This window comes from Stenotrophomonas sp. Steno-Z1, from assembly GCF_056393175.1.
In genome coordinates this window covers 139,724-160,955 of record NZ_JBWJPB010000001.1, presented here as the reverse complement: position 1 = coordinate 160,955, position 21,232 = coordinate 139,724, and the positions used below count along the sequence as shown (strand labels likewise).

Annotated in this window: 17 protein-coding genes and 1 tRNA gene; 8 read left to right on the top strand and 10 right to left on the bottom strand. The window is 67.8% G+C overall.

Annotation, left to right across the window (positions count from 1 at the left end; all coding sequences use genetic code 11):
* Positions 1-115 precede the first annotated feature (115 nt).
* The 3 genes from AC06FD_RS00690 to AC06FD_RS00680 form a co-directional block, all read right to left on the bottom strand.
* Positions 116-688, bottom strand: coding sequence for a hypothetical protein (locus tag AC06FD_RS00690; RefSeq protein ID WP_478076743.1), 573 nt, complete (start codon positions 686-688; stop codon positions 116-118).
* Between the two features lie 610 nt (positions 689-1,298).
* A tRNA-Gly gene (locus tag AC06FD_RS00685) sits at positions 1,299-1,372 on the bottom strand.
* 126 nt (positions 1,373-1,498) lie between these two features.
* Positions 1,499-3,307 carry an autotransporter outer membrane beta-barrel domain-containing protein gene (locus tag AC06FD_RS00680; RefSeq protein WP_478077354.1) on the bottom strand — a complete coding sequence of 603 codons (1,809 nt, stop codon included), beginning with the start codon at positions 3,305-3,307 and terminating at the stop codon, positions 1,499-1,501.
* Positions 3,308-3,540: 233 nt separating this feature from the next.
* Here AC06FD_RS00680 and thiS point away from each other — a divergent pair, with 233 nt between their 5' ends.
* The 4 genes from thiS to AC06FD_RS00660 are packed head-to-tail and all read left to right on the top strand — an operon-like array spanning position 3,541 to position 7,187.
* The gene (thiS, locus tag AC06FD_RS00675; RefSeq protein ID WP_259206441.1) at positions 3,541-3,741 is read left to right on the top strand and encodes a sulfur carrier protein ThiS; all 201 of its coding nucleotides are present in this window, start codon (positions 3,541-3,543) and stop codon (positions 3,739-3,741) included.
* A 42-nt stretch (positions 3,742-3,783) separates the two neighbouring features.
* Complete coding sequence (locus tag AC06FD_RS00670; protein ID WP_259206443.1) at positions 3,784-4,578, top strand: thiazole synthase; 795 nt, start codon at positions 3,784-3,786, stop codon at positions 4,576-4,578.
* Positions 4,578-5,312 (top strand): tRNA (guanosine(46)-N7)-methyltransferase TrmB, encoded by a 735-nt coding sequence (trmB, locus tag AC06FD_RS00665; RefSeq protein WP_259206444.1) that lies wholly within the window; start codon positions 4,578-4,580, stop codon positions 5,310-5,312. Before AC06FD_RS00670 ends, trmB begins: the two co-directional genes overlap by 1 nt.
* A gap of 27 nt (positions 5,313-5,339) precedes the next feature.
* Complete coding sequence (locus AC06FD_RS00660; protein ID WP_478076742.1) at positions 5,340-7,187, top strand: SLC13 family permease; 1,848 nt, start codon at positions 5,340-5,342, stop codon at positions 7,185-7,187.
* 110 nt (positions 7,188-7,297) lie between these two features.
* On the opposite strand, the gene AC06FD_RS00655 is transcribed toward AC06FD_RS00660, so the two are convergent.
* Positions 7,298-7,639 (bottom strand): Rieske (2Fe-2S) protein, encoded by a 342-nt coding sequence (locus AC06FD_RS00655; protein ID WP_259206448.1) that lies wholly within the window; start codon positions 7,637-7,639, stop codon positions 7,298-7,300.
* Between the two features lie 182 nt (positions 7,640-7,821).
* Between AC06FD_RS00655 and AC06FD_RS00650 the strand changes: the two genes are divergently transcribed.
* From AC06FD_RS00650 to AC06FD_RS00635, 4 genes are all read left to right on the top strand, one after another.
* A complete protein-coding gene (locus tag AC06FD_RS00650; protein WP_259206450.1) occupies positions 7,822-8,100 on the top strand; it encodes a hypothetical protein in 279 nt (92 codons plus the stop codon).
* 128 nt (positions 8,101-8,228) lie between these two features.
* Complete coding sequence (locus AC06FD_RS00645; protein ID WP_259206451.1) at positions 8,229-8,936, top strand: fumarylacetoacetate hydrolase family protein; 708 nt, start codon at positions 8,229-8,231, stop codon at positions 8,934-8,936.
* A 55-nt stretch (positions 8,937-8,991) separates the two neighbouring features.
* Positions 8,992-9,396, top strand: coding sequence for a large-conductance mechanosensitive channel protein MscL (mscL, locus tag AC06FD_RS00640; protein WP_259206452.1), 405 nt, complete (start codon positions 8,992-8,994; stop codon positions 9,394-9,396).
* Between the two features lie 232 nt (positions 9,397-9,628).
* Positions 9,629-11,050 (top strand): M28 family peptidase, encoded by a 1,422-nt coding sequence (locus tag AC06FD_RS00635; protein ID WP_259206453.1) that lies wholly within the window; start codon positions 9,629-9,631, stop codon positions 11,048-11,050.
* 576 nt (positions 11,051-11,626) lie between these two features.
* On the opposite strand, the gene AC06FD_RS00630 is transcribed toward AC06FD_RS00635, so the two are convergent.
* The 6 genes from AC06FD_RS00630 to AC06FD_RS00605 form a co-directional block, all read right to left on the bottom strand.
* Positions 11,627-12,466, bottom strand: coding sequence for a TrmH family RNA methyltransferase (locus AC06FD_RS00630; RefSeq protein WP_394161242.1), 840 nt, complete (start codon positions 12,464-12,466; stop codon positions 11,627-11,629).
* Complete coding sequence (locus tag AC06FD_RS00625; RefSeq protein WP_478076741.1) at positions 12,459-13,976, bottom strand: alanine/glycine:cation symporter family protein; 1,518 nt, start codon at positions 13,974-13,976, stop codon at positions 12,459-12,461. Before AC06FD_RS00625 ends, AC06FD_RS00630 begins: the two co-directional genes overlap by 8 nt.
* A gap of 144 nt (positions 13,977-14,120) precedes the next feature.
* Positions 14,121-14,663: a GNAT family N-acetyltransferase gene (locus AC06FD_RS00620; protein WP_478076740.1), complete on the bottom strand. Its 543-nt coding sequence runs from the start codon at positions 14,661-14,663 to the stop codon at positions 14,121-14,123.
* On the bottom strand, positions 14,656-17,781 hold the full coding sequence (locus AC06FD_RS00615) for an efflux RND transporter permease subunit (protein WP_478076739.1): 3,126 nt from the start codon (positions 17,779-17,781) through the stop codon (positions 14,656-14,658). Before AC06FD_RS00615 ends, AC06FD_RS00620 begins: the two co-directional genes overlap by 8 nt.
* Entirely contained in the window at positions 17,778-18,848 is a 1,071-nt protein-coding gene (locus AC06FD_RS00610; protein WP_478076738.1) for an efflux RND transporter periplasmic adaptor subunit, read from the bottom strand. Before AC06FD_RS00610 ends, AC06FD_RS00615 begins: the two co-directional genes overlap by 4 nt.
* Before the next feature lie 313 nt (positions 18,849-19,161).
* Complete coding sequence (locus AC06FD_RS00605) at positions 19,162-21,219, bottom strand: TonB-dependent copper receptor (RefSeq protein ID WP_478076737.1); 2,058 nt, start codon at positions 21,217-21,219, stop codon at positions 19,162-19,164.
* Between the last annotated feature and the right edge of the window lie 13 nt (positions 21,220-21,232).

The window sequence follows — 21,232 nt, the reverse complement described above, 5'->3', positions numbered from 1 at the left end:
TGCCTAGAACTTGATCACATTACGGAGATCGAAAGTTCAACGAAGGCTAGGTAGCGCCGGAACATATCTACCTAGCGGCTTGGCCTTAACCCCTGCATCACTAAAACTGGTTATTTCATAAATATCGGCATTGAACGCCGCCGCGACAAAATGGACCGCGCGAGGGGTTAGGAGATTGCCCAAAAGCCTTCCTAATATTTTTACTACAGGCGACAGCGCACTCATTTACTCCGCGCGCATTTTCACATTGAGATATAAATCTTACTTTAGCGCCGAGAAAGGTTCGGAGCTCTGCATGCAAGAAAGGTCGCCCCGTTACCGCTTCGGTCTTCGCCGAATGGCGAACGATTGCGGCCGTGAGATCGCGGTCCAGCACTCCGGCAGCGTGCAGATGGCGAAAGAACACGGCCATTCGATCCCAATGCTTGCTCAACGCCCATGCCTTAGGCGGAGGCTCCCCGTTCGCATTAGAAAGCGCGACCGTCTGCTTGACGCTCAATGTGCGGTATTCGGCGCGCTGGGTCGCGTTCTTCGGCCTGCGCTGCACGCCGTCCAATAGCGCCCTGAGATTATCCACCGTCAGCCAAGCCGCTAGCAGATTCCCAACGAGTCCCAGCAGGATGCGAAGCGTCTGGCGGCTTTCAATGATGGGCTTGGGATCGCGCTTGGTACGTCGCAGATCATCCAAATGCTAGTCAATGGCTTGAGACAGCGTTACTCCTCCCTTTGGGGCGCTACGACCTGACTCACCTGGCCTTTCATGACCTCGTTATGCCAGCCTAATCCCGCTGTTTGATCCACTGGCTCCGTTCATTTGACGATGGAGGACACAGTCCCAAGACGCTGGCAAGCAGCGCCGCATCATGGGGCGTATCAACCTGGGGCCGCCCAATTCGCTCTCCGTTGGGAAGCGAGTTGGTCTCCAAGGTGAGCTCACGCGGCTGCCCCCAAAACGGCTCTACGCAGCGGCTCATCCAGCTCCCTCTTGTCCACGAGTCGTCCTGCACGCATCGCCCTGAAGGCATCGGAGCGTGCCACGCGCATGCAGGTCGCCGTCAGTCGTGCGCGATCACCAGCGGGCAAACCCAACGCACGGAAGATGGAGCGACACCCCACAGGTGGGATCGCAGCTCAAGCGGAACAAGCAAGCGGGCGTAGCGCCCTGATGGGCGCTAAGGAAGAAGCGACTTTCGCATGGAGCGATACCTCAAACGATACCTGCGGGAGGGTCGTTTGACGGCAGCGTTATTGACTCAGCCCCTTAGCGTTCATGCACTTAGCTGCATGAGCGGTTGGACTGGAGCGGGTGAAGGGAATCGAACCCTCGTCAGTAGCTTGGGAAGCTACAGCTCTACCATTGAGCTACACCCGCGCGGTGCCGGACAAGTCTATGCGGCGGAGTGGTCAAAAGGCAACGGGCGGCACTGGGCCGCCCGCTGCGTCCGGCTTTCGCCGGCCCTGCGCGGCACCCCGGCAAGGGGCGCTGCGCAAGGGTGGATCAGAAGCTGCCGCTGAAGCTGGCGAACAGCGACACGTCGCGCGCACGCTTCTGCAGCGTGGTGGCGCTCATGCCGATGTTGCTCTGCAGGCCGCCCAGCTTGACGCGTGCGCCCATCACGGCGGTCACGTAGTCCTTGTCGAACTCCAGGCCCGGCACCTTGTACATGCCCACGTCCGGCATCGACTGCAGCCACGCGCTGGCCTGCTGGCCGTCTTCGAACTCGTGGTCGTAGGTGACCTGCACGTACGGGGTGACGGTGCTGCCTTCGAAGCGCGCCTGCCAGCCGAGGCGTCCGACGGTGGAGTCGACGTCCTGGTTGGCATAGCCCAGCGCGGTGGCGCTGGGGTTGCTTTCGGCGTAGCCGTCCAGCTTGACCTTCTGCCAGATCACCGCGGCGATCGGGCCGTGGCGGAAGCCGCCTTCGAAGTGCGACTGGCCGCCGAAATCGTAGCCGGCGTTCAGTGCCACGGTCAGGTTGCTGCCTTCCGGCGACCCTTCATGGGTGCGGGTAGCCGGCCCAAGCTGGACCTTGCGGGTGACGTCGTAGTCCAGCCAGCTGTAGCTGACCTGGCCGTTGACCCAGGCGTGCTGGCCGTACCAGCCGGCGAACAGGCCCAGCGAGGTGTCGGACTGGGTGAAGTCGCCCTTGTTGTTGCCGAAGTCGGCATCCATGCGGCCGTAACCGGCGAAGCCGCCGAGCACCAGGCCGTCACGCGCCCAATCCACGCCGAACAGGCCGGCCGGCGCCATGCCGTCGTACAGGTCGCCGTGCGAGTAACGCTGCATGTCGCCACGCACGCTGCCCCACCAGGACATGCCGTCGTCCGGACGGCCACCCAGGTGCAGGCTGACCTGGTCGGCGCGCGAGCGGCCGATGGTCTGCGCCGAGTGGGTCAGGATCTGCTGGTTGCGCGGGGCTTCCAGGATCGACAGGGTGTACTGGCCGAGCATCTCATGGGTGGCGCTGGTGGGGTGCACGCCGTCGGCGAACACGTAGGTGCTGGCGGCGGTCGGGGTGGCGTAGCTGGTCGGGTTGCAGGTCAGCGACGAGGCCGTGGTGCAGGCCGGGTTGGTGACATTGACGAAGCCGTACTGGCCCGGGTTGGCGACGATTTCCTGCAGCACGTGGAAGGTGTCCACCGGGATCACCTGCAGGCCGGCGGCCTTCAGGCCACCGAACAGGGCGTCGTTGTAGGCCTTGGCCAGCGCGGTGCCGGCCGCCATCGCGGCGGGGCCACCGGCGCGCGCGCCCGGGGTCAGGCCGACGTCGGGGATGGTCGGGACCACGATGTATTCGGCGCCGGCACCCTTCAGGGTGGCGACGATGCCGACCTGGTCGGTGACCGCGTTGGTCAGGGTGGACACCAGCGGGGCGCCGGCCTGGATGGCGAACAGGTCATTGGCGCCGCCGAACACGGTGTACAGCGCATTCGGGTCTGCCTTGCCGCCGTTGGCGGCCAGGTACTGCGCGGTCTGGGTCTTGAGCGAGTACACCGGCACCGCCGGGGTGCCCGCGGCCAGCACCTGGCTGGTATCCACGCCGACGCGAGCGCCACCGATGGCATAGTTGTCACCGCCCTGCCCGTTGCCGTGCGCCGACCCGTTGGTACCGTAGTAGTTGGCCACGTACTGGGCGTAGGTCCAGCCCGGGTTGGTGGTGAACTGACCGGTGACCGGCTGCACGCCTGCCGGCAGCAGCGGACGGAAGTACCCTGCGTCGGTCAGGCTGTCGCCGATGAACACGGTTTTGGTGTACGGCGACTGGGCCATGGCCGGCGCCGCCGCCAGGGCGATGGCCACGGCCAAGAGGGAACGCAGGGGACGCTTGCTGATCAGCATGTAAAGCTCCTTGAAGTGGGAGAACCACCGACGTACGCCGGCGCACGGTGTAATGGTTTCACTGCACCCGGGCCAATTCACGCTGCGTTGCCGCATGAAATGCCCCGGGGACCGGCCAGCCCCCGGCGGGGCCGCCTCCGCGGCCCCGGGAGGGGGCTGCAAGGGTACGCAGTCCAGCGCCATTGAGGGACAATGGCGTCATGAACATCGTGCTCAACGGCGAGACCCGCCAGCTTCCGCAAACCGCCACCGTCCTGGACCTGTTGCAGGTCGAGAACCTGCTCGAGCGCCGCGTCGCGGTGGAGGTCAATGGCGAGATCGTCACCCGCAGCCGGCATGCCGGGCACGCGTTGCAGGATGGCGACCGGGTCGAGATCGTACACGCACTCGGTGGCGGTTGAGCGAGGCAGCATCGCGCCGCGCGATAGGCGATAATTGCGCGCATGAATGCAAATGCCCCCATTGATTCGCTGGTGATCGCCGGCAAGACCTACGGTTCCCGGCTGCTGACCGGCACCGGCAAGTTCAAGGACCTGGAAGAAACCCGCCTGGCCACCGATGCCGCCGGGGCCCGGATCGTGACCGTGGCGATCCGCCGCACCAACATCGGGCAGAACCCGGGCGAGCCCAACCTGCTCGATGTGCTGCCGCCGGATCGCTACACGATCCTGCCCAATACCGCCGGCTGCTACACCGCCGACGACGCGGTGCGCACCTGCCGCCTGGCGCGTGAGCTGCTGGACGGGCACAACCTGACCAAGCTGGAAGTGCTGGGCGACCAGAAGACGCTGTACCCGGACGTGGTGCAGACCCTGAAGGCCGCCGAGCAATTGGTGAAGGATGGCTTCGAGGTGATGGTCTACACCTCCGACGACCCGATCCTGGCCAAGCGCCTGGAAGAGATCGGCTGCGCCGCGGTGATGCCGCTGGCCGCGCCGATCGGCTCGGGCCTGGGCATCCAGAACAAGTACAACCTGCTGCAGATCATCGAAGACGCCAAGGTGCCGATCATCGTGGACGCCGGCGTGGGCACCGCCTCCGACGCGGCGATCGCGATGGAACTGGGCTGTGACGGCGTGCTGATGAACACCGCCATCGCCGGCGCCCGCAACCCGATCCTGATGGCCAGCGCGATGCGCAAGGCCGTGGAAGCGGGCCGCGAGGCCTTCCTGGCCGGGCGCATTCCGCGCAAGCGCTACGCGAGTGCGTCCTCGCCGGTGGACGGGTTGATCGGCTGATGACCAATCCTTTCGACAGCGCCGGCGCCAAGGCCCCGGCCAAGCCCTTCACCATTACCGAAGGCCGCCGCGAGGTGCGCAGCTTCGTCCTGCGCCAGGGTCGCTTCACCCCGGCCCAGCAGCGCGCGTTCGATGACCGCTGGCCGCGCTTCGGCCTGGACTTCACCGGCGAGCCGCGCGACCTGGACGCCACCTTCGGGCGCGATGCGCACAAGGTGCTGGAGATCGGCTTCGGCAACGGCGCCGCGTTGCGCTTCGCCGCGCAGCAGGACCCGAGCCGCGACTACATCGGCCTGGAAGTGCACGCCCCGGGCGTGGGCCGCCTGCTCAATGCCCTGGCCGACGACAACGCCGACCACGTGCGCCTGTACCACCACGATGCGGTGGAGGTACTGGAAAAGGAGATCGCCGATGGCGCGCTGGATGAAGTACGCATCTACTTCCCCGATCCGTGGCACAAGAAGCGCCACAACAAGCGCCGCCTGATCCAGCCCGGCTTTGCCGACCTGCTGGTGCGCAAGCTGCGCGTCGGTGGCCGCCTGCACTGTGCCACCGACTGGGAAGACTACGCCGAGCAGATGTGGGACGTGCTCGATGCCACCGCCGGGCTGAGCAACCGCGCCGGCCCGCGCGGCCAGGTCGAGCGCCCGGCATGGCGTCCGCAGACGCACTTCGAGACCCGTGGCCAGAAGCTCGGCCATGGCGTGTGGGACCTGCTGTACGACCGCACCTGATCCTGGCCCAAGGAACCGCGCCACCCCATGGATACCGCGCTGACGCTGACCACCGACATGAAGCTCGTCCTGGGGCTGGTCGGCTTCACGATGGCGATGTTCCTGTTCGAGCGCATCCGCGCCGATGTGGTGGCGCTGGTGGTGCTGGTGGTGCTGGGCGTGACCGGACTGATCGCACCGGAGGAAATCTTCGGCGGCTTCTCCGGTAACGCGGTGATGAGCATCATCGCCACCACCATCCTCGGTGCGGGCCTGGACCGCACCGGCGCGCTGAACCGGCTGGCGGCGTGGCTGCTGCGGCGCGGGCATGGCGTGGAAACCCGCCTGCTGATGATGACCACCGCGATCGCCGGCTTGAACTCGTCGTTCATGCAGAATCCCTCAGTGATGGCGCTGTACCTGCCGGTCGCCTCGCGGCTGGCCGCGCGTACCGGGCTGACCCTGCAGCGCCTGCTGCTGCCGATCGCCGCGGCGATCGTGATGGGCGGCGCGCTGACCATGGTCGGCAACTCGCCGCTGATCCTGTTGAACGATCTACTGGCCTCGGCCAACAACAACCTGCCCTCGGGCCTTGCCACCATCGAGCCGCTGCGCATGTTCGCGCCGCTGCCGATCGGCGTGGCGCTGCTGATCGCCTCGCTGCTGTACTTCCGCCACTTCGGCGACCGCAAGCTGGTCGAAGAGGAGACCCTGGCCAACGACGGGGTCACCCCCGCGCGCACCGAGAGCTACTTCGCCAAGACCTACGGCATCGAAGGCGACGTGTTCGAGCTGGTGGTCACCGCCGAAAGCCCGCTGGTCGGCATGACCCTGGGCGAGGCCGAGAACGTGCACGATGCACCGCTGCTGCTGGCCCTGAAGACCGGCAACGACACCCGCCTTGCGCCGCCGGCGGAGATGCGCATCTGGGTGGGCAGCGTGCTCGGGGTGATGGGCGCGCGCCAGCAGGTGGGCGATTTCGCGCAGAACCAGTTCCTGCGCATGTCCTCGCGGCTGAAGCACCTGGGCGACCTGTTCAATCCCAGCCGCGCCGGTATTTCCGAAGCGGTGATCCCGCCGACCTCGGATGTGATCGGCAAGACCGCCTCGGAACTGCGCCTGCGCAAGCAGCGTGGCATCAGCCTGCTGGCGATCAACCGCGACAAGCAGGTGATCCGCGAGGACGTGCGCAACGTGGCGCTGCGCGCCGGCGACATGCTGGTCTTCCACAGCATCTGGACCGACCTGGCGCAGGCGGCCAAGAGCCGCGACTTCGTGGTGGTCACCGACTACCCCAAGGGCGAGCAGCGCCCGCACAAGTTCAAGATCGCGATGAGCATCTTCGCCATCACCATCCTGATCGCGCTGACCTCCAAGCTGCCGGTGGCGCTGACCCTGATGACGGGGGTGGCCGGCATGCTGCTCACCGGGGTGCTGCGCATGGACGAGGCCTACGCCTCGATCAACTGGAAGACCATCTTCATGATGGCCGGGCTGATCCCGCTGGGCTGGGCGATGGACAGCAGTGGCGCGGCGGCCTGGATCGCCGGCCACACCATCGATCGCCTGCCGACCGGCATTCCGGTGTGGGTGCTGGAAATCGCGCTGGCGCTGCTGACCACGATGTTCTCGCTGGTGATCAGCCACGTGGGGGCGACCATCGTGATGGTGCCGATCGCGGTCAACCTGGCCCTGGCGGCCGGCGGCAACCCGACCGCATTCGCGTTGATCGTGGCGTTGTCGGCGTCCAACAACCTGATGACCGCCTCCAACCCGGTGATCTCGATGATCACTGGCCCGGCCAACTACACCCCGCGCGAACTGTGGCGGGTGGGCGCGCCGCTGTCGCTGATCTACACCATCGTGGTGGTGTTAATGATCAACCTGATGTTCTGAGGCGGCCTCCACGCATGGCGTGGATCTACGTCATCGCCCGTGGTGGCTGCACGCTGCTGGAGCCACGCCATGCGCGGATCGGTGCCCGGCGCCGTACTTGTCGCACGCCATCAGCCCAGCCACACCTGGCCGTCGCGCAGCTGCAGCGGCACCGCACGCAGGCGATCCCCCTTGCACGGGCCGGCCACGCAGTTGCCGTCGTCCAGCGAGAACGAGGCCCCATGCGCGGCGCAGACCAGATGGCCCTCGCGGCTCTTGAGGAACTGGCCCGGTGCCCAGTCCAGGCGGCGCCCGGCGTGCGGGCAGATGTTCAGCCAGCCACGCACCTGATCGCCCTGGCGATACAGCACCAGCGATTCGCTGTCGCCGTCGACGCAGGCATCGACCTCGGCGAAGCCCTCGTCGGCAATGGCCTGCAAGGCGATCAAGGGGGCGGCGGCAGTCTCGGACACGGGCAGGTTCGGCGGTGGCGACAAGGGAGGCGCATTCTCTCACGCCGTCATGTGGCTGGCTCGGCGATGAACACAAGTCATTGATTTGAAATGAACGCGAACTGCGTTTAACGAGTTTTTCACTCAATGACAGAGGGCAGCCCGGATACTCGGGGTTCGCTGACTTCAGCCAAAGAAACGCCATGTACAACCGCTTCTTCCAGTTCAACACGTTGCGCACCCTGTTCGCGCCGCGCAAGCCGCGCCATCCGCTGGTGCGCGTTGCGGTGGGCCTGCTGGGCCTGGCGATCCTGGCGGCACTGGTGTTTGTCGGGGTGTTCGTGGGCGCGGCGATGATCATTGCCGGGCTGGCGTGGAAGCTGCTGGCCCAGCGCAAGCAGGCCAGCCGCCAGAGCGACCCGCAGGTGGTCGATGCCGAATACCGCGTGGTCCGCAAGCAGGCCTTGCCGCTGTCGCGTTGAGGTCGCGCCGCGCGGCTGCGCGGCCCCTCCCCGGATACTGTCGCGCAACGCATGACACCACGTTTGGCGTGGCACCTCGCGCACGCTCGTTCTAGACTGCCCGTGACCCTTCGTGACAGGACGCGAGCATGACCGATGTAATCCCCACGCCCGAACAACCGCGCATTCCCGTGGCCGGTGGCGGCACCTTCCCGGTGCGCCGCATCTACTGCGTCGGGCGCAACTTTGCCGACCATGCGCGCGAAATGGGCGCGGCGGTGCCGGCTGCCGACGACCGTGGCCGTCCGATGTTCTTCAGCAAGCCCGCCGATGCGATCGTGGTCGGGCACGACGATGTGATCCCCTACCCCTCGGCGACCGCCGACCTGCACCACGAGGTGGAACTGGTGGTGGCGATCGGTCGTGATGCGCCGGCCGGCGAACTGCCGGTGGAGCAGGCAGAGGCACTGGTGTTCGGTTACGGCGTCGGCCTGGACCTGACCCGGCGCGATCTGCAGGCCGCCGCCAAGGCCAAGGGCCATCCGTGGGACCCGGCCAAGGGCTTCGACCAGTCCGCACCGGTCAGCGAGCTGGTCCCGGCCGGCGAAGTGGGCGACCTCGCCGCACTCAACCTGTCGCTGGAAATCAACGGCGAGGTGCGCCAGCAGTCGCTGCTGGACCAGATGATCTGGACCGTGCCGGAGATCCTGCACGAGCTGTCCAAGCTGTGGGCGTTGAAGGCCGGCGACCTGGTGTTCATGGGCACCCCGGCGGGCGTGGCGGCATTGAAGCCGGGCGACCGTTTCAGCGCGCGCCTGGAAAACGTGGCCGAGCGCCACGGCGTCATCGCTGGATGACATCGGCTGCGCTACCCTGCGCCGTCTTTTGATAAACCCGCCACAGGAGATCCCGATGGGAATGATTACCGAGTTCAAGGAATTCGCCATGCGTGGCAACGTCATCGACCTGGCGGTCGGTGTCGTCATCGGTGCGGCGTTCGGCAAGATCGTCACCGCGCTGGTGGACAAGATCATCATGCCGCCGCTGGGCTGGTTGATCGGACGCGTGGACTTCTCGCAGCTGGCCTGGACCCTGGCCCCGGCCCGGCTGGCCGCCGACGGCAAGGAGATCCCGGCGGTGGTGATCGGCTACGGTGACTTCCTCAACACGCTGGTGCAGTTCGTGATCGTGGCATTCGCCATCTTCCTGGTGGTCAAGGTGATCAACCGCCTGGCCCGCAAGAAGGAAGCCGCCCCCGCCGCACCGGCCGAAGAAGTGCTGCTGCTGCGCGAGATCCGCGACAACCTCAAGCGCTGAGGCGATCCGGGCAGTGCCGGCCGTTGGCCGGCGCTACCGCCACCCGGCATCGTCTGGCGCCGGCCCTTGGACCGCGCTCCGGCGCGTGTCGGAGGCACAGTCGAAAGCCCCGCCCTGGCGGGGCTTTCGCGTATGGAAAACAGCGTCCGCGCAACCATGACCTACCGCCCATGTGCGGTCCGGGCAGGCTGCTAAGCTCCAAGGCTTCCGCCCCTGTTTCCCGGAGTTGTCCATGCGTCGCCGCGTCCTTGCCATCGCATCCTCCCTCGCCCTGCTGGCTGCGCCTGCATTCGCGGCGACCGGCACCACCACCCTGCCGCCCAGGTCGCTGGCCACCGCGGCCGAACTGCGCGAGCAGGCGCTCAAGGATGACACCGGCTGGAAGGTGGTCGAATCGCTGACCACCGAGATCGGCCCGCGCATCGCCGGCGGTGAAGCCGACGCGCGCGCGGTGGCCTGGGCCGTGGCCAAGTTCAAGGCGCTGGGCTTTGACAAGGTATGGACCGAGCCGGTCACCTTTCCCAAGTGGGAGCGCCGCAGCGAGCACGCGCAGGTCACCGGCACGCATGCGCAGCCGCTGACCATCACCGCGCTGGGCGGCAGCCCGGGCGGCACGGTCGAGGCCGAGGTGGTGCGCTTCGCCGATCTCGCCGCGTTGCAGGCGGCGCCCGCCGGCTCGCTGACCGGCAAGATCGCCTTCGTTGATTACCAGATGACCGCCTACCGCGATGGCCGCGACTACGGCAACGGCGGCGCGGTGCGCAGCAAGGGCCCGTCCGAAGCGATCCGCAAGGGCGCGGTGGGCTTTGTGATGCGCTCGGCCGGTACCGACTCGCATCGCGTGCCCCACACCGGCATCACCCGTTTCGACGATGGCCTGACCCCGGTGCCGTCGGCCGCGCTGTCGGTGCCCGATGCCAACCAGTTGGCGCGCCTGGTCGCACGCGGCAGGACCACGCTGAAGCTGAGCCTGGATTGCGGCTGGGATGGCAAGGCCACCTCCTACAACGTAATCGGCGAGATCACCGGGCGCAGCCTGCCCAAGGAAGTGGTGGTGATCGGCGGTCACCTGGATTCGTGGGACCTGGGCACCGGGGCGATCGATGATGGCGCAGGCGTAGGCATCACCATGGCCGCCGGCCACCTGATCGGCCAGCTCAAGCAGGCGCCCAAGCGCACCATCCGTGTGGTTGCCTTCGCCAACGAGGAACAGGGCCTGTATGGCGGCAAGGCCTACGCCGAAGCGCATGCCAAGGACGTGGTGCTGCACCAGCTCGCCGCCGAAAGCGACTTCGGCGCCGGCCGCATCTATGCCTTCAACACCGGCTCGCCGAACCCGGAACACTCGCGCGAGGCGACCCGGCAGATCGCCGACGTGCTCAAGCCGTTGGGCATCGAGTACGCGCCCGACAAGGGCGGCCCCGGGCCGGACGTGGGCCCGCTGGCTGCCAAGGGCGGCGCGTGGGCGTGGCTGGCGCAGGACGGCACCGACTACTTCAACCTGCACCACACCGCCGACGACACCCTGGACAAGATCGACCCGGCCGCACTGGCGCAGAACGTGGCCGCGTACACGGTGTTCGCCTACCTGGCCGCGGAAGCCGACGGCAGCTTCGGCAGCGAAGCCAAGCCGACCACCCCGCCCAACGAATGATCGCCGCGCGCCACGGCGTGGCGTCGTCGCCTTGCGTGTGTTGATCGCGATGTCCTGAAAAAGGCGCTTCCTGCAATCGCGGGGAGCGTTGTTCCAACGCGTTGTGGCGGATGGTTCACGGCCATGAGCGCGTGGTCGGGTAGTCCTTGGGCTGAGTGGAACGGGGGGATTGTCCGCTCGGGTCTGTCGCGAGCGCGTTCGCCTCCAAGGGCATGGGGGCCCAGCGCCCAACCCACCGACCGCCGCGCGGAAAAAGATCCAGAGCGCGCTTCTGCTTGCCCGCGGATGGCAGAAGAATAAAAAAAGCCCGGCCGCAAAAGCGACCGGGCTACCGGGACTCGTCACACCCCACGCGGTGAGCGCCACAGACTTGCTGCGATCCGGACAACAGCGCCGCGCTGGGTGGGTGTCTCTCCTCACCAACCCAACACAGCACCGCCTTGCACTGTGACGCAGCGCTACAGCCGCTCACCATGCGAAAAGTCCGAATCCCTTGTAGTCACCGAGTTATCGGTGACGTGGTTCACACCGCGTTGGGCGAGCGCGCACGCGCGCTACCCGAAAAACAGCACCGGATCAGCGCGACTGACGCGCGTACCAGTGCGACAGCAGCACCGCGGTCGCCGATGCCACGTTGAGACTCTCCACCGCACCGGTACCGGGAATGGACACCTGCTGGTCGCATGCCTGCGCCAGCTCGCGGTCCATGCCCTCGCCTTCGGCGCCCATCACATACACCAGGCGTGCCGGCACCTCGCTGGCGAACAGGTCACTGCCACCGTCGACCAGCGTGGCGGCCAGCCCGAAGCCGGCCTCGCGCAACTGCGACATGGCCTGCGGCACGGCCGGCAGCCGCACCAGCGGCACCGCCTCGGCACCGCCCTCGGCCACGCGCGCGGCCGCGCCGGACAACGCCAACGTGGCACCGGGCGGCAACAGCAGCCCGGCCACGCCGAAGTGCGCGGCCGAACGCAGGATCGCGCCGAAGTTGTGCGGGTTGCCCACCCCGTCCAGCCACAGCGCCAGCACCGGCTTGCCGGCCGGCAGCGCCTGCAGCCACTCGCCCAGCTCGAGCATCGGCGCACGCAGCACGTCGGCCACGACCCCTTCGTGATGGGTGGTGGCGGCGAGCTTGTTGAGGTCTCCCTCCTCCACGACGCGATAGCCGACGCGGTTGGCCACGCACCACTTCAGCACCGGCTGCATGCGCGGGATCAGTGCCTCGACCAGGTACAGCTTGCGCAGCGCCTGCGGGCGCGAGGCGAACAGTGCCTGCACGGCATTCCAGCCGTACAGGCGCAGCTCGTCGTTGCCGCGGCCCGGCGGTGGCGGCGTGCCGCCCTCGCGCGGGGGCAACGGGGTTGCCCGCGGCGGCCGCGAGGACGGGCGGCGGGCATTTTTCCAGGGATCATTCACTACGGGACAGCTCCAGCTTGCGTTGACGCCAGAAGTCGGCGTTCTTGATGCCCAAGGCATCGGGGTCGAAGGTCGGATCCAGGCCGAGCTTCTTCTGTCGTTCGTAATCGCGCAGCGCCAGCATCGCCGGCTTCTGCACGATCAGGATGGCGATGATGTTCAGCCACGCCATCAGGCCCACGCCGATGTCGCCCAGCGCCCAGGCCAGCGTGGCGTTGTGGAACGCGCCGAACACCACCATGCCGATGATGCCCAGGCGCAGCACCAGTACGGTCAGCGGCCGCTTGCGGTTGTGGTTGATGTAGCTGAGGTTGGTCTCGGCCATGTAGTAATAGGCCATGATCGTGGTGAAGGCGAAGAAGAAGATCGCCAGCGACACGAACGAGGCGCCCCAACCGGGCAGCACGGCTTCCACGCCGGCCTGCGCGTACCCGGCGCCTTCGGGGATGCCGGCCAGGCCCTGGAACAGCGGCGCGGCGCCTGCCACCGGCGAATACACGTTGTAGGTGCCGCTGGCCAGGATCAGGAAGGCCGTGGCGGTGCACACCATCATGGTGTCGAAGTAGATCGCGAAGGCCTGCACGTAGCCCTGCTTGGCCGGGTGCGAGACCTCCGAGGCGGCGGCGGCGTGCGGGCCCGAGCCCTGCCCGGCTTCATTGGCATAGATGCCGCGCTTGATGCCCCACTCCACGGCCAGGCCCATCATCGCGCCGAACGCGGCGTGGGTGCCGAAGGCGCTGTCGAAGATGATGCCGAACATCTCCGGCACGCGGTCGTAGTTGATGATCATGATGACGATGGCCATCAGGATGAACGCGGCGGCCATGAACGGCACCACCACTTCGGCGAAGTTGGCGATGCGCTTGACCCCGCCGAAGATGACCACGCCCAGCAGCAGCGCGACCACGATGCCGATGCCCAGCTTCAGCGCCTGCACCGCGTCCATGCCCATGACCTGGCCATCCAGCGGGCCGCACAGTGCGCCGCCGCGGCAGGCGTTGATGATGCTGTCGGCGATCGCGTTGGCCTGTACGCCCGGCATCAGGAAGCCGGCGGCGATGATCGTGGCCACGGCGAAGGCCAGGGCGTACCACTTCATGCCCATCGCTTTTTCGATGTAGTACGCCGGGCCGCCTCGGTAGCGGCCTTCGGCATCCTTGGTCTTGTAGATCTGCGCCAGGGTGCATTCCACGTACGAGGTGGACGCGCCCAGGAAGCCCATCACCCACATCCAGAAGATCGCACCGGGGCCGCCGAAGGCGATCGCGGTGGCCACGCCGGCGATGTTGCCGATGCCCATGCGCCCGGCCATCGACATGGCCAGGGCCTGGAACGAGGACACGCCGGCCTCGGATTTCTCACCCTGGACGGTCAGGCGACACATCTCGAAGAAGCCGCGGATCTGCATGAACCGGGTGCGGACGCTGAAAAACAGGCCAGCGCCCAGGCACACGGCGATCAGCGCCTTGCTCCAGATGATGCTGTTGATGAAATGTACGGCTGCTTCCACGCGCTCTCTCCAGTCGGCGGAAAAATGAAGGACGTCCCGTCGGCTGGAAGGGACCGGGTCGATTCTCCATGATCACGGCCGCCACGGGTAGCGCCACGCCCGACGCCGGTGCGGCGCGATGAAAGATGAACGCGTCGCCGGGCGTCAGCTGGCGGGGGCCCGCAGCAGGGCGAAGCGGCGCAGGTCGTGGAACCGGCCCCGCTTGAACACGGCACCGCGCGCGGTGCCCTCCTCGACGAAACCGCTGGCCAGCAGCACCCGCGCCGAGGCCGCATTGGTATCCAGCACCTCGGCCTGCAGCCGGTACAGATCGTACCGATCCATCAGCCACGGCACATAGGCCGCCACCACCCGGCGCATGACGCCCTGCCCCCACAGCGCGCGCCCGAGCCAGTAGCCGATCTCGGCGCTGTGCCGGCGTGTGTCGCTGCCCAGGCCGGCACCGATGCCCCCGCAGGCGTGGCCGTCGATCTCGATGGCCAGGGTCGGGCCATCCAGGTCCAGCACCCGGCCGGACAGGAACGCCTCGCCGTCAGCGCGGGTGTACGGGTACGGGAAGCGGTCGCGCAGGCCGCGCGAGACCGCCTCGTCATTGGCGTGCCGCAGCAGGGACTCCAGGTCGTCGCCGCGCCACGGGCGCAGCACGAAGCCCCCACCGACGATACGCGGGGCCGCCAGCTCAGGCATGCCCCCCCACCGACGGCGTTTCCGCCTCCTGCTTTTCCAGCTCGCGCGCCACCGCTTCGGGCGATCGCGTATACGGGGCCAGCAGCGAATAGAACGCCGGCACCACGAACAGCGACAGGAACGTGGACACGGTAACGCCGAAGATCACCACGATGCCGATGGTGCCGCGGCTGGCCGAACCCGGGCCACCGGCCACCACCAGCGGGATCGCGCCGACCACCGTGGCGATGGAGGTCATCAGGATGGGGCGCAGCCGCACCATCGCCGATTCGACGATGGCCTTGTGCACGTCGCGGCCTTCGTCGCGCAACTGGTTGGCGAATTCCACGATCAGGATGCCGTTCTTGGCCGCCAGGCCGACCAGCATGACGATGCCGATCTGGCTGAACAGGTTGATGCTGCCGCCGCTGACGTACAGCCCGAGCAGTGCGCCGAGCACGCCCAGTGGCACGGTCAGCATGATCACCAGCGGGTGGATGAAGCTCTCGAACTGCGCGGCCAGCACCAAGTACACCACCAGCAGGGCCATGGCGAAGGTGAGCAGCACCGCGCTGCCGGCATTCTGGTATTCCCGCGATTCGCCCTTCCAGTCCAGCTGGGCGTGCTGCGGAAGCTCCTCGCGCGCGGTCTGCTGGGCCCAGGCGATCGCCTCGCCAAGCGGATACCCCGGGGCCAGGCCAGCGGTGATGGTGATCGAGCGCAGCCGGTTGAAGCGGTTGAGGTTGCCGGCTTCGGCCACTTCGCTGAGGGTGACCAGGTTCGACAACGGCACCAGCTCGCCGCTGCTGGCACGCACCCGGATGGCGGCCAGGTCGGCCGGCGAAGCGCGGCCGTCTCGGCCGGCCTGGACCAGCACGTCGTACTCCTCGCCGTTGTCGACGAAGGTGGTGACCCGGCGCGAGCCCATCATGGTTTCCAGCGCGCTGCCGATCGCGGTGACCGACACGCCCAGGTCTGCCGCACGTTGACGGTCGATGTTGACCCGCATCTGCGGCCGGGTTTCCTTGTAATCCGAGTCCGGGCCGACCAGGCCCGGGTTGTCGGCCATGCGCTGGAGCATGCGATCACGCCACTGCGCGATCTCGGCGTACTCCGGCCCCCCCAGCACGATCTGGAACGGCTGGCCCTGGCTGCGCACCAGGCCGCCACCGACCTGGGTGCGCACGCGCACGCCGCGCATGCCGTCCAGGTGCTTCTGCAGCTCGGCAGCCACGTCCGGCGTGGCCGACTGGCGTTCGCGCCACGGCTGCAGGAACACGCTGATGCGGCCGGTATGCATTTCCTCGCTGGCACCGAAGCCGCCGGGCACGCGCGGGTTGGCGCGCACGATCGGCTTGTCCTCGCCGACGAAGCCGGCGACCACCTTTTCCACTTCCTGCACCTGGGCCACGGTGTAATCGTAGCCGGCACCTTCCGGGCCATCGATCATGATCTGGAACGAGCCGCGGTCTTCGGCCGGGGCCAGCTCGGAGGGCAGTATCCTGAGCAGCAGGGCGCTGGCCAGCAGCGACAGCAGCATGACCACCACGTAGAGCCAGGTGCGCCCGACGTGCGCGTCGAGCACGCGCCCGTAGGCCGCCGAGACGCGGTCCAGGTTGCGGTTGATCAGCCCGTGCAGGCCCCGGGGCGGCTGGCCGGTATGCGGCTTGAGCAGCTTGGAGGCCATCATCGGGGTCAGAGTGAGCGAGACGAACGCCGACAACGCCACGGCGGCCGCGAGGGCGACGGCCAGTTCGCGGAACAGGCGCCCGGTGTTGCCTTCCAGGAAGCCGACCGGCAGGAACACCGCGACCAGCACGGCGGTGGTGGCGATCACCGCGAAGGCGACCTGCGCGGTACCGCGCTTGGAGGCCACCAGCGGGGGTTCGCCCAGGTCGATGCGGCGTTGCACGTTTTCCACCACCACGATGGCGTCATCGACCACCAGGCCGATGCACAGCACCAGCGCCAGCAGGGTGAGCAGGTTGATCGAGAAACCGAAGGCATACAGCGCGATGAACGCCGCTACCAGGCACACCGGCACCGTCACCGCGGGAATCAGCGCGGCGCGGAAGCTGCCGAGGAACAGCCAGATCACCGCCAGCACCAGCAGCATGGCTTCCACCAGGGTGGCGTACACCCGGTCGACGGCCGCCTCGATGAAGGTGGTGTTGTCGAAGGCCACGAAGATGTGGGTGCCCTCGGGCAGCGTCTGCCCGACCCGCTCGGCCTCGGCGCGTGCGGTGCGCGCCACGTCCAGCGAGTTGGCGGTGGAGGTCTTGACGATGCCCAGGCCGATGCCCGGCTCGCCGTTGCTGCGGTAGTAGGCCCGGCGCTCGGACGAGGCCAGCTCGATCTTCGCCACGTCGCCCATTCGGACCACGTAGCCATCGCTGCCCTTGCCCAGCGGGATGGTGGCGAAATCCTCGGGTTTGACGTAGTTGCGCTCCACGCGCAGGGTGAAATCGCGGTCGGTCGATTCGATCCGGCCGGCCGGCAGTTCGACGTTCTCGTTGCGCAACGCGGTTTCGACATCGCCGACGGTGAGGCCACGCGCGGCGAGCTGGTCGCGGTCGAGCCAGATGCGCATGGCATAGCGCTGGCGCCCGCCGATGCGGACCTGGGCGACGCCATCCAGGCTGGAGAAGCGGTCGACCACGTAGCGGTCGGCATAGTCGCTCAATTCCAGCGTGTCCATGCTGGAAGAGGTCATGTTGAACCAGATGATCGGATCGGCGTCGCTCTCGACCTTGGCGATTTCCGGTGGGCGCGCCTCTTCGGGCATGCGGTCGGCGACGCGGCTGACCGCGTCGCGGACATCGTTGGCCGCCGCTTCGATGTCGCGGTTGGAGGTGAACTCGATGCTGACCTGCGCGCGCCCGTTGGAGCTGCGCGCGTTGATGGTGTCGATGCCCTCGATGCCGGCCAGCGCGTCTTCCAGCACCTGGGTGATGCGGCTCTCGATGACCGCTGCCGACGCGCCGGTGTAGTCGACCGAGACCGAGACGATCGGCGGGTCGATCGCGGGCAGTTCGCGCAGGGTCAGGCGGGTAAAGGACATGATGCCCAGCACGACGAGCAGCAGGCTCATCACCACGGCGAATACCGGGCGCTGGATGGAAACGTCGGAGAGCTTCATCCGGCGCGGTCCGCAGGCGTGGCAGGCGCGGTGGCGGGACGGTCATCGACCTTCAGGCCGGGGCGCAGCTTGCCGGTGCCGTCCACGACGATGCGGTCGCCGGGCTTGAGGCCGCTGCGGATTTCGACCACGCCGGCACGGCGGGCGCCGCTGCTGACGTCGATGCGCTCGACGCTGTGGTCGGCCTTGACCCGGTAGACGAACGAGTCGCGACCGACCTGGACCACGGCGATCTCGGGAATGACCAGCGCCTGGCGTTCGGGGCGGAACATGCGGATGTCCAGCAGCATGCCCGGGCGCAGGGCGTGGTCGGCGTTGATGAAGTCGGCGCGGACCGTGACCGCGCGGGTGCCGGGGTCGACGCGGGTGTCGATGGTGGCCACCACGCCTTCAAAGCTGCGGCCCGGGTAGGCGACGCTGGTGGCGGTGACCTTGTCGCCGTTGCCAAGGCTGGCCAGTTCGGCCTCGGGCACCTGGAAGTCGACGTGCATGCGTTCGATGTCGTCGAGCGTGGCGATGGTGGTGCTGGGGGTGACCAGCGAGCCGGCACTGACCTGGCGGATGCCCAGCACGCCGGCGAACGGCGCGCGCACGCGGCGGTCGCCGATGTCCGACTGCATTTCACGCACGCGCGCCTCGGCGGCATCGCGGATGGCGCGCTGGGTGTCCAGGGTGGCGCTGGCCACCAGTTGCTGGGCGGCCAGCTCGCGCTGGCGCTTGTACAGCTGGTCGGCCTCGGCGAAGGTGGCCTGGGCCTGCAGCAGGGCCGCTTCCTGGGCCTGGCCGCGCAGGGTCACCAGCGGCGTACCGGCGTTGACCTGCTGGCCGCTGTCGAAATGGACGGTTTCGATGATCTCGCTGACTTTGGCGGTGATCGTGACCGATTCGCGGGCCTTGGCGGTGCCCAGGGCCTGGAGGGTGTCGTTCCATGCGGAGGTCTGCACCACCTGGGTGGTGACCGGTACGGCGTCTGCCTGCCGGCGCGCGGTGTCGTCCTTGCTGCTGCACCCGGCCAGGACGGCGAGGGTGAGGCCAGCGGCGATGCGCGCTGTGATGCGTCCCAACATTTGGAAAAATCCCGTTAAATCCCACGACCGCCGAGTGTAAGGGCCGGGGCTGCCCGGGCATATGTGCCAAGCGTTTACCGGCGGCCGCGCAACGACCGGTGACGGAGGCAATGCCTTTCGTGCTGGGGGGCCCGACGGATATGTCGGCGTGTGTCAGAGCATGTCGATTGACCCCCTCGTAGAGCCGACCGTTGGTCGGCTGCGCCCGTAGAGCCGACCGTTGGTCGGCTGCACCCCGTAGAGCCGACCGTTGGTCGGCTGCACGCAAAACCGGGCACACGGGTACCGCCCAACAGCCGACACCCGCCGCTGCTCAATACCGGACGTTCACCTTCATCCACATCGACCTGCCCGGCTCATTGATCCGGACCGGGTCGGCCGGGAAGCCGAAATCGGCGCTGCCGGCCAGGTTGAGGTGCTCGCTGTAGGCGCGGTCGAACAGATTGTCGACGCCGGCGCTGAGCTGCAGGGCGTCGCTGATGCGGTAGCCGGCGTTGAGCGCCAGCGTGGCGAAGCCAGCGCTGGGCCCGAGGTCGCGGGCGACGACATTGCCCTGGTTGTCGGCGACACGATGCTGGTGGCTGACGGCGCGGGCGAGCGCCCCCAGGCGCCAGCGCGTGCCTTCCCAGCTCGCGCTGAGCCGGGCTTCGAGCGGGGGCATCTGCGGCAGCGGCCGGCCGTCACTGCGGTTCTCCCCCCAGGCATAGGCGAGCGTGCCACCGAGCGTCCACTGCCGGCCGAGCAGGAACTGAGCACCCGCTTCGGCACCGGCGATGCGGGCATCCACGTTGTCGGCCCGGGTCATACTGCCCATCATGCCGCCGTCGAGGTAGGTGAACAGGATGTAGTCCTGCAGGCGGCCGGCATAGGCCGATACCCATGCGTCGACGCGGTCGCTGCGGTACTGCAGGCCGAGGTCGAGCTGGGTGGTTTTCTCCGGCTGGATGCCGGCGAACGCGTTGGCCGCGCCCATCGGCCCGCTGTCCGGGGAAAACAGCTCCCAGTAGTCGGGCATGCGTTCGCTGTGACCGATGCCGGCATACCAGGTCAGTGCCGGGGCGAGATCACGCTCGATGCGCAGGAAACCACTGCCCAGGTTTTCGCGGCGCTGCTGCCCCCCGGTCGGATTGGGCAGGGCCATCATCCCGGCGCTACCGCGCTCGTCGGTGACCTCGGCGCGGTCGATGCGCAGGCCGCCGACCCAGCGCTGCGCGGTGCCCTCGCCGAGGGTGATTTCAGTGAAGGCGCCGAGGTTCGCGAAGCGCGCGTCGGTGCTCCAGGGCTGCTGGCGATAGCTGTTGCGGCCCATGCCGCTGCGGCTGCGGTGGCGGCTGTCCTGCGCATCGATACCGGCCACGACGGCGACGTCCTGCCAGCGCCACTCCGAGGCGATGCGGCCGCCCGTCGTGCGTCGATCGACATTGGCCGCCATCGGCATCGGCATGCTGCTGTCCGGGTTGGGCGTGCGCAGCGTGTAGTTGTCCATCAGGTGGTCGGCGTCGTTGTAATAGACATTGGCCAGCAGCGTGTCCCACGCGCCGGGCAGGTTGTCCTTCTCGAACCGCGCCGCATAGCTGGTGCGCTTGAACGCGGCGCCATCCATGCCGCGGCCGGCATAGCGGGCGAGCGCGTCGCCGGTGCCGGCCGACAGTTCCAGCACGGTGTCGGCATCGGGGGTCCAGCCGACGGCGACGTCGCTGTTCCACTTGCGCCACTTCGACGGCACCACCTCGCTGTTGCCGTCCTTGTAGTCGCCCGCTTCGGAGCGGTTGCCGTTGACCCGCACATAGCCTTGCGAGGCCCCGGCGGTGAGATCCAGCACCTGGTCGTTGCGGTTGCGCGCGCCGACCAGCGCACTGGCGTCGAGGTCGATGCCCGGGGCATCGAAGCGCGGGGTATCGCGTTCGAAGCGCACCGTGCCGGCCGACGCGCCTGCGCCCCAGCGCACGCTCTGCGGCCCCTTGATGATGGTCAGCCGGTCGAACGTTTCCGGGGCGATGTAGGACAGCGGGTTATCCATGCGCGACGGACACGCGCCGATCAGGTTGCCTTCGTTGCTGACGATGTTCAGGCGTGAGCCGAACATGCCGCGCAGCACCGGGTCGCCGTTGGTGCCGCCATTGCGGATGGCCGCGAAGCCGGGCACGGTCTTGAGGTAGTCGGCACCATCGCTGGCCGGCACCGGCTGGCGCGGCAGGCGGGGATCGGTGACCCAGTGCAGCGGCGAGGACGGCGCCGTGGCCGTGACCACCAGCGCATCGAGGGTGCGGGCGTCGTCATTGGCGGCATGCAGCGGCAGCGCCGCCAGGGCCAGCGACAGGGAAACAGACAGGCGCGTCAGTGCGCCCGCGCTGCGGGAAGCAACAGTCATGGTGAAACTCCAG

Bases quoted from the DNA above. Each gene is read 5' to 3' on its own strand.
- AC06FD_RS00635 (WP_259206453.1), top strand. From the start codon at position 9,629: ATGCGTCGCCGCGTCCTTGCCATCGCATCCTCCCTCGCCCTGCTGGCT.
- trmB (WP_259206444.1), top strand. From the start codon at position 4,578: ATGACCAATCCTTTCGACAGCGCCGGCGCCAAGGCCCCGGCCAAGCCC.
- AC06FD_RS00660 (WP_478076742.1), top strand. From the start codon at position 5,340: ATGGATACCGCGCTGACGCTGACCACCGACATGAAGCTCGTCCTGGGG.
- AC06FD_RS00670 (WP_259206443.1), top strand. From the start codon at position 3,784: ATGAATGCAAATGCCCCCATTGATTCGCTGGTGATCGCCGGCAAGACC.
- mscL (WP_259206452.1), top strand. From the start codon at position 8,992: ATGGGAATGATTACCGAGTTCAAGGAATTCGCCATGCGTGGCAACGTC.
- AC06FD_RS00650 (WP_259206450.1), top strand. From the start codon at position 7,822: ATGTACAACCGCTTCTTCCAGTTCAACACGTTGCGCACCCTGTTCGCG.
- AC06FD_RS00645 (WP_259206451.1), top strand. From the start codon at position 8,229: ATGACCGATGTAATCCCCACGCCCGAACAACCGCGCATTCCCGTGGCC.
- AC06FD_RS00620 (WP_478076740.1), bottom strand. From the start codon at position 14,663: ATGCCTGAGCTGGCGGCCCCGCGTATCGTCGGTGGGGGCTTCGTGCTG.
- AC06FD_RS00615 (WP_478076739.1), bottom strand. From the start codon at position 17,781: ATGAAGCTCTCCGACGTTTCCATCCAGCGCCCGGTATTCGCCGTGGTG.
- AC06FD_RS00605 (WP_478076737.1), bottom strand. From the start codon at position 21,219: ATGACTGTTGCTTCCCGCAGCGCGGGCGCACTGACGCGCCTGTCTGTT.
- AC06FD_RS00610 (WP_478076738.1), bottom strand. From the start codon at position 18,848: ATGTTGGGACGCATCACAGCGCGCATCGCCGCTGGCCTCACCCTCGCC.
- thiS (WP_259206441.1), top strand. From the start codon at position 3,541: ATGAACATCGTGCTCAACGGCGAGACCCGCCAGCTTCCGCAAACCGCC.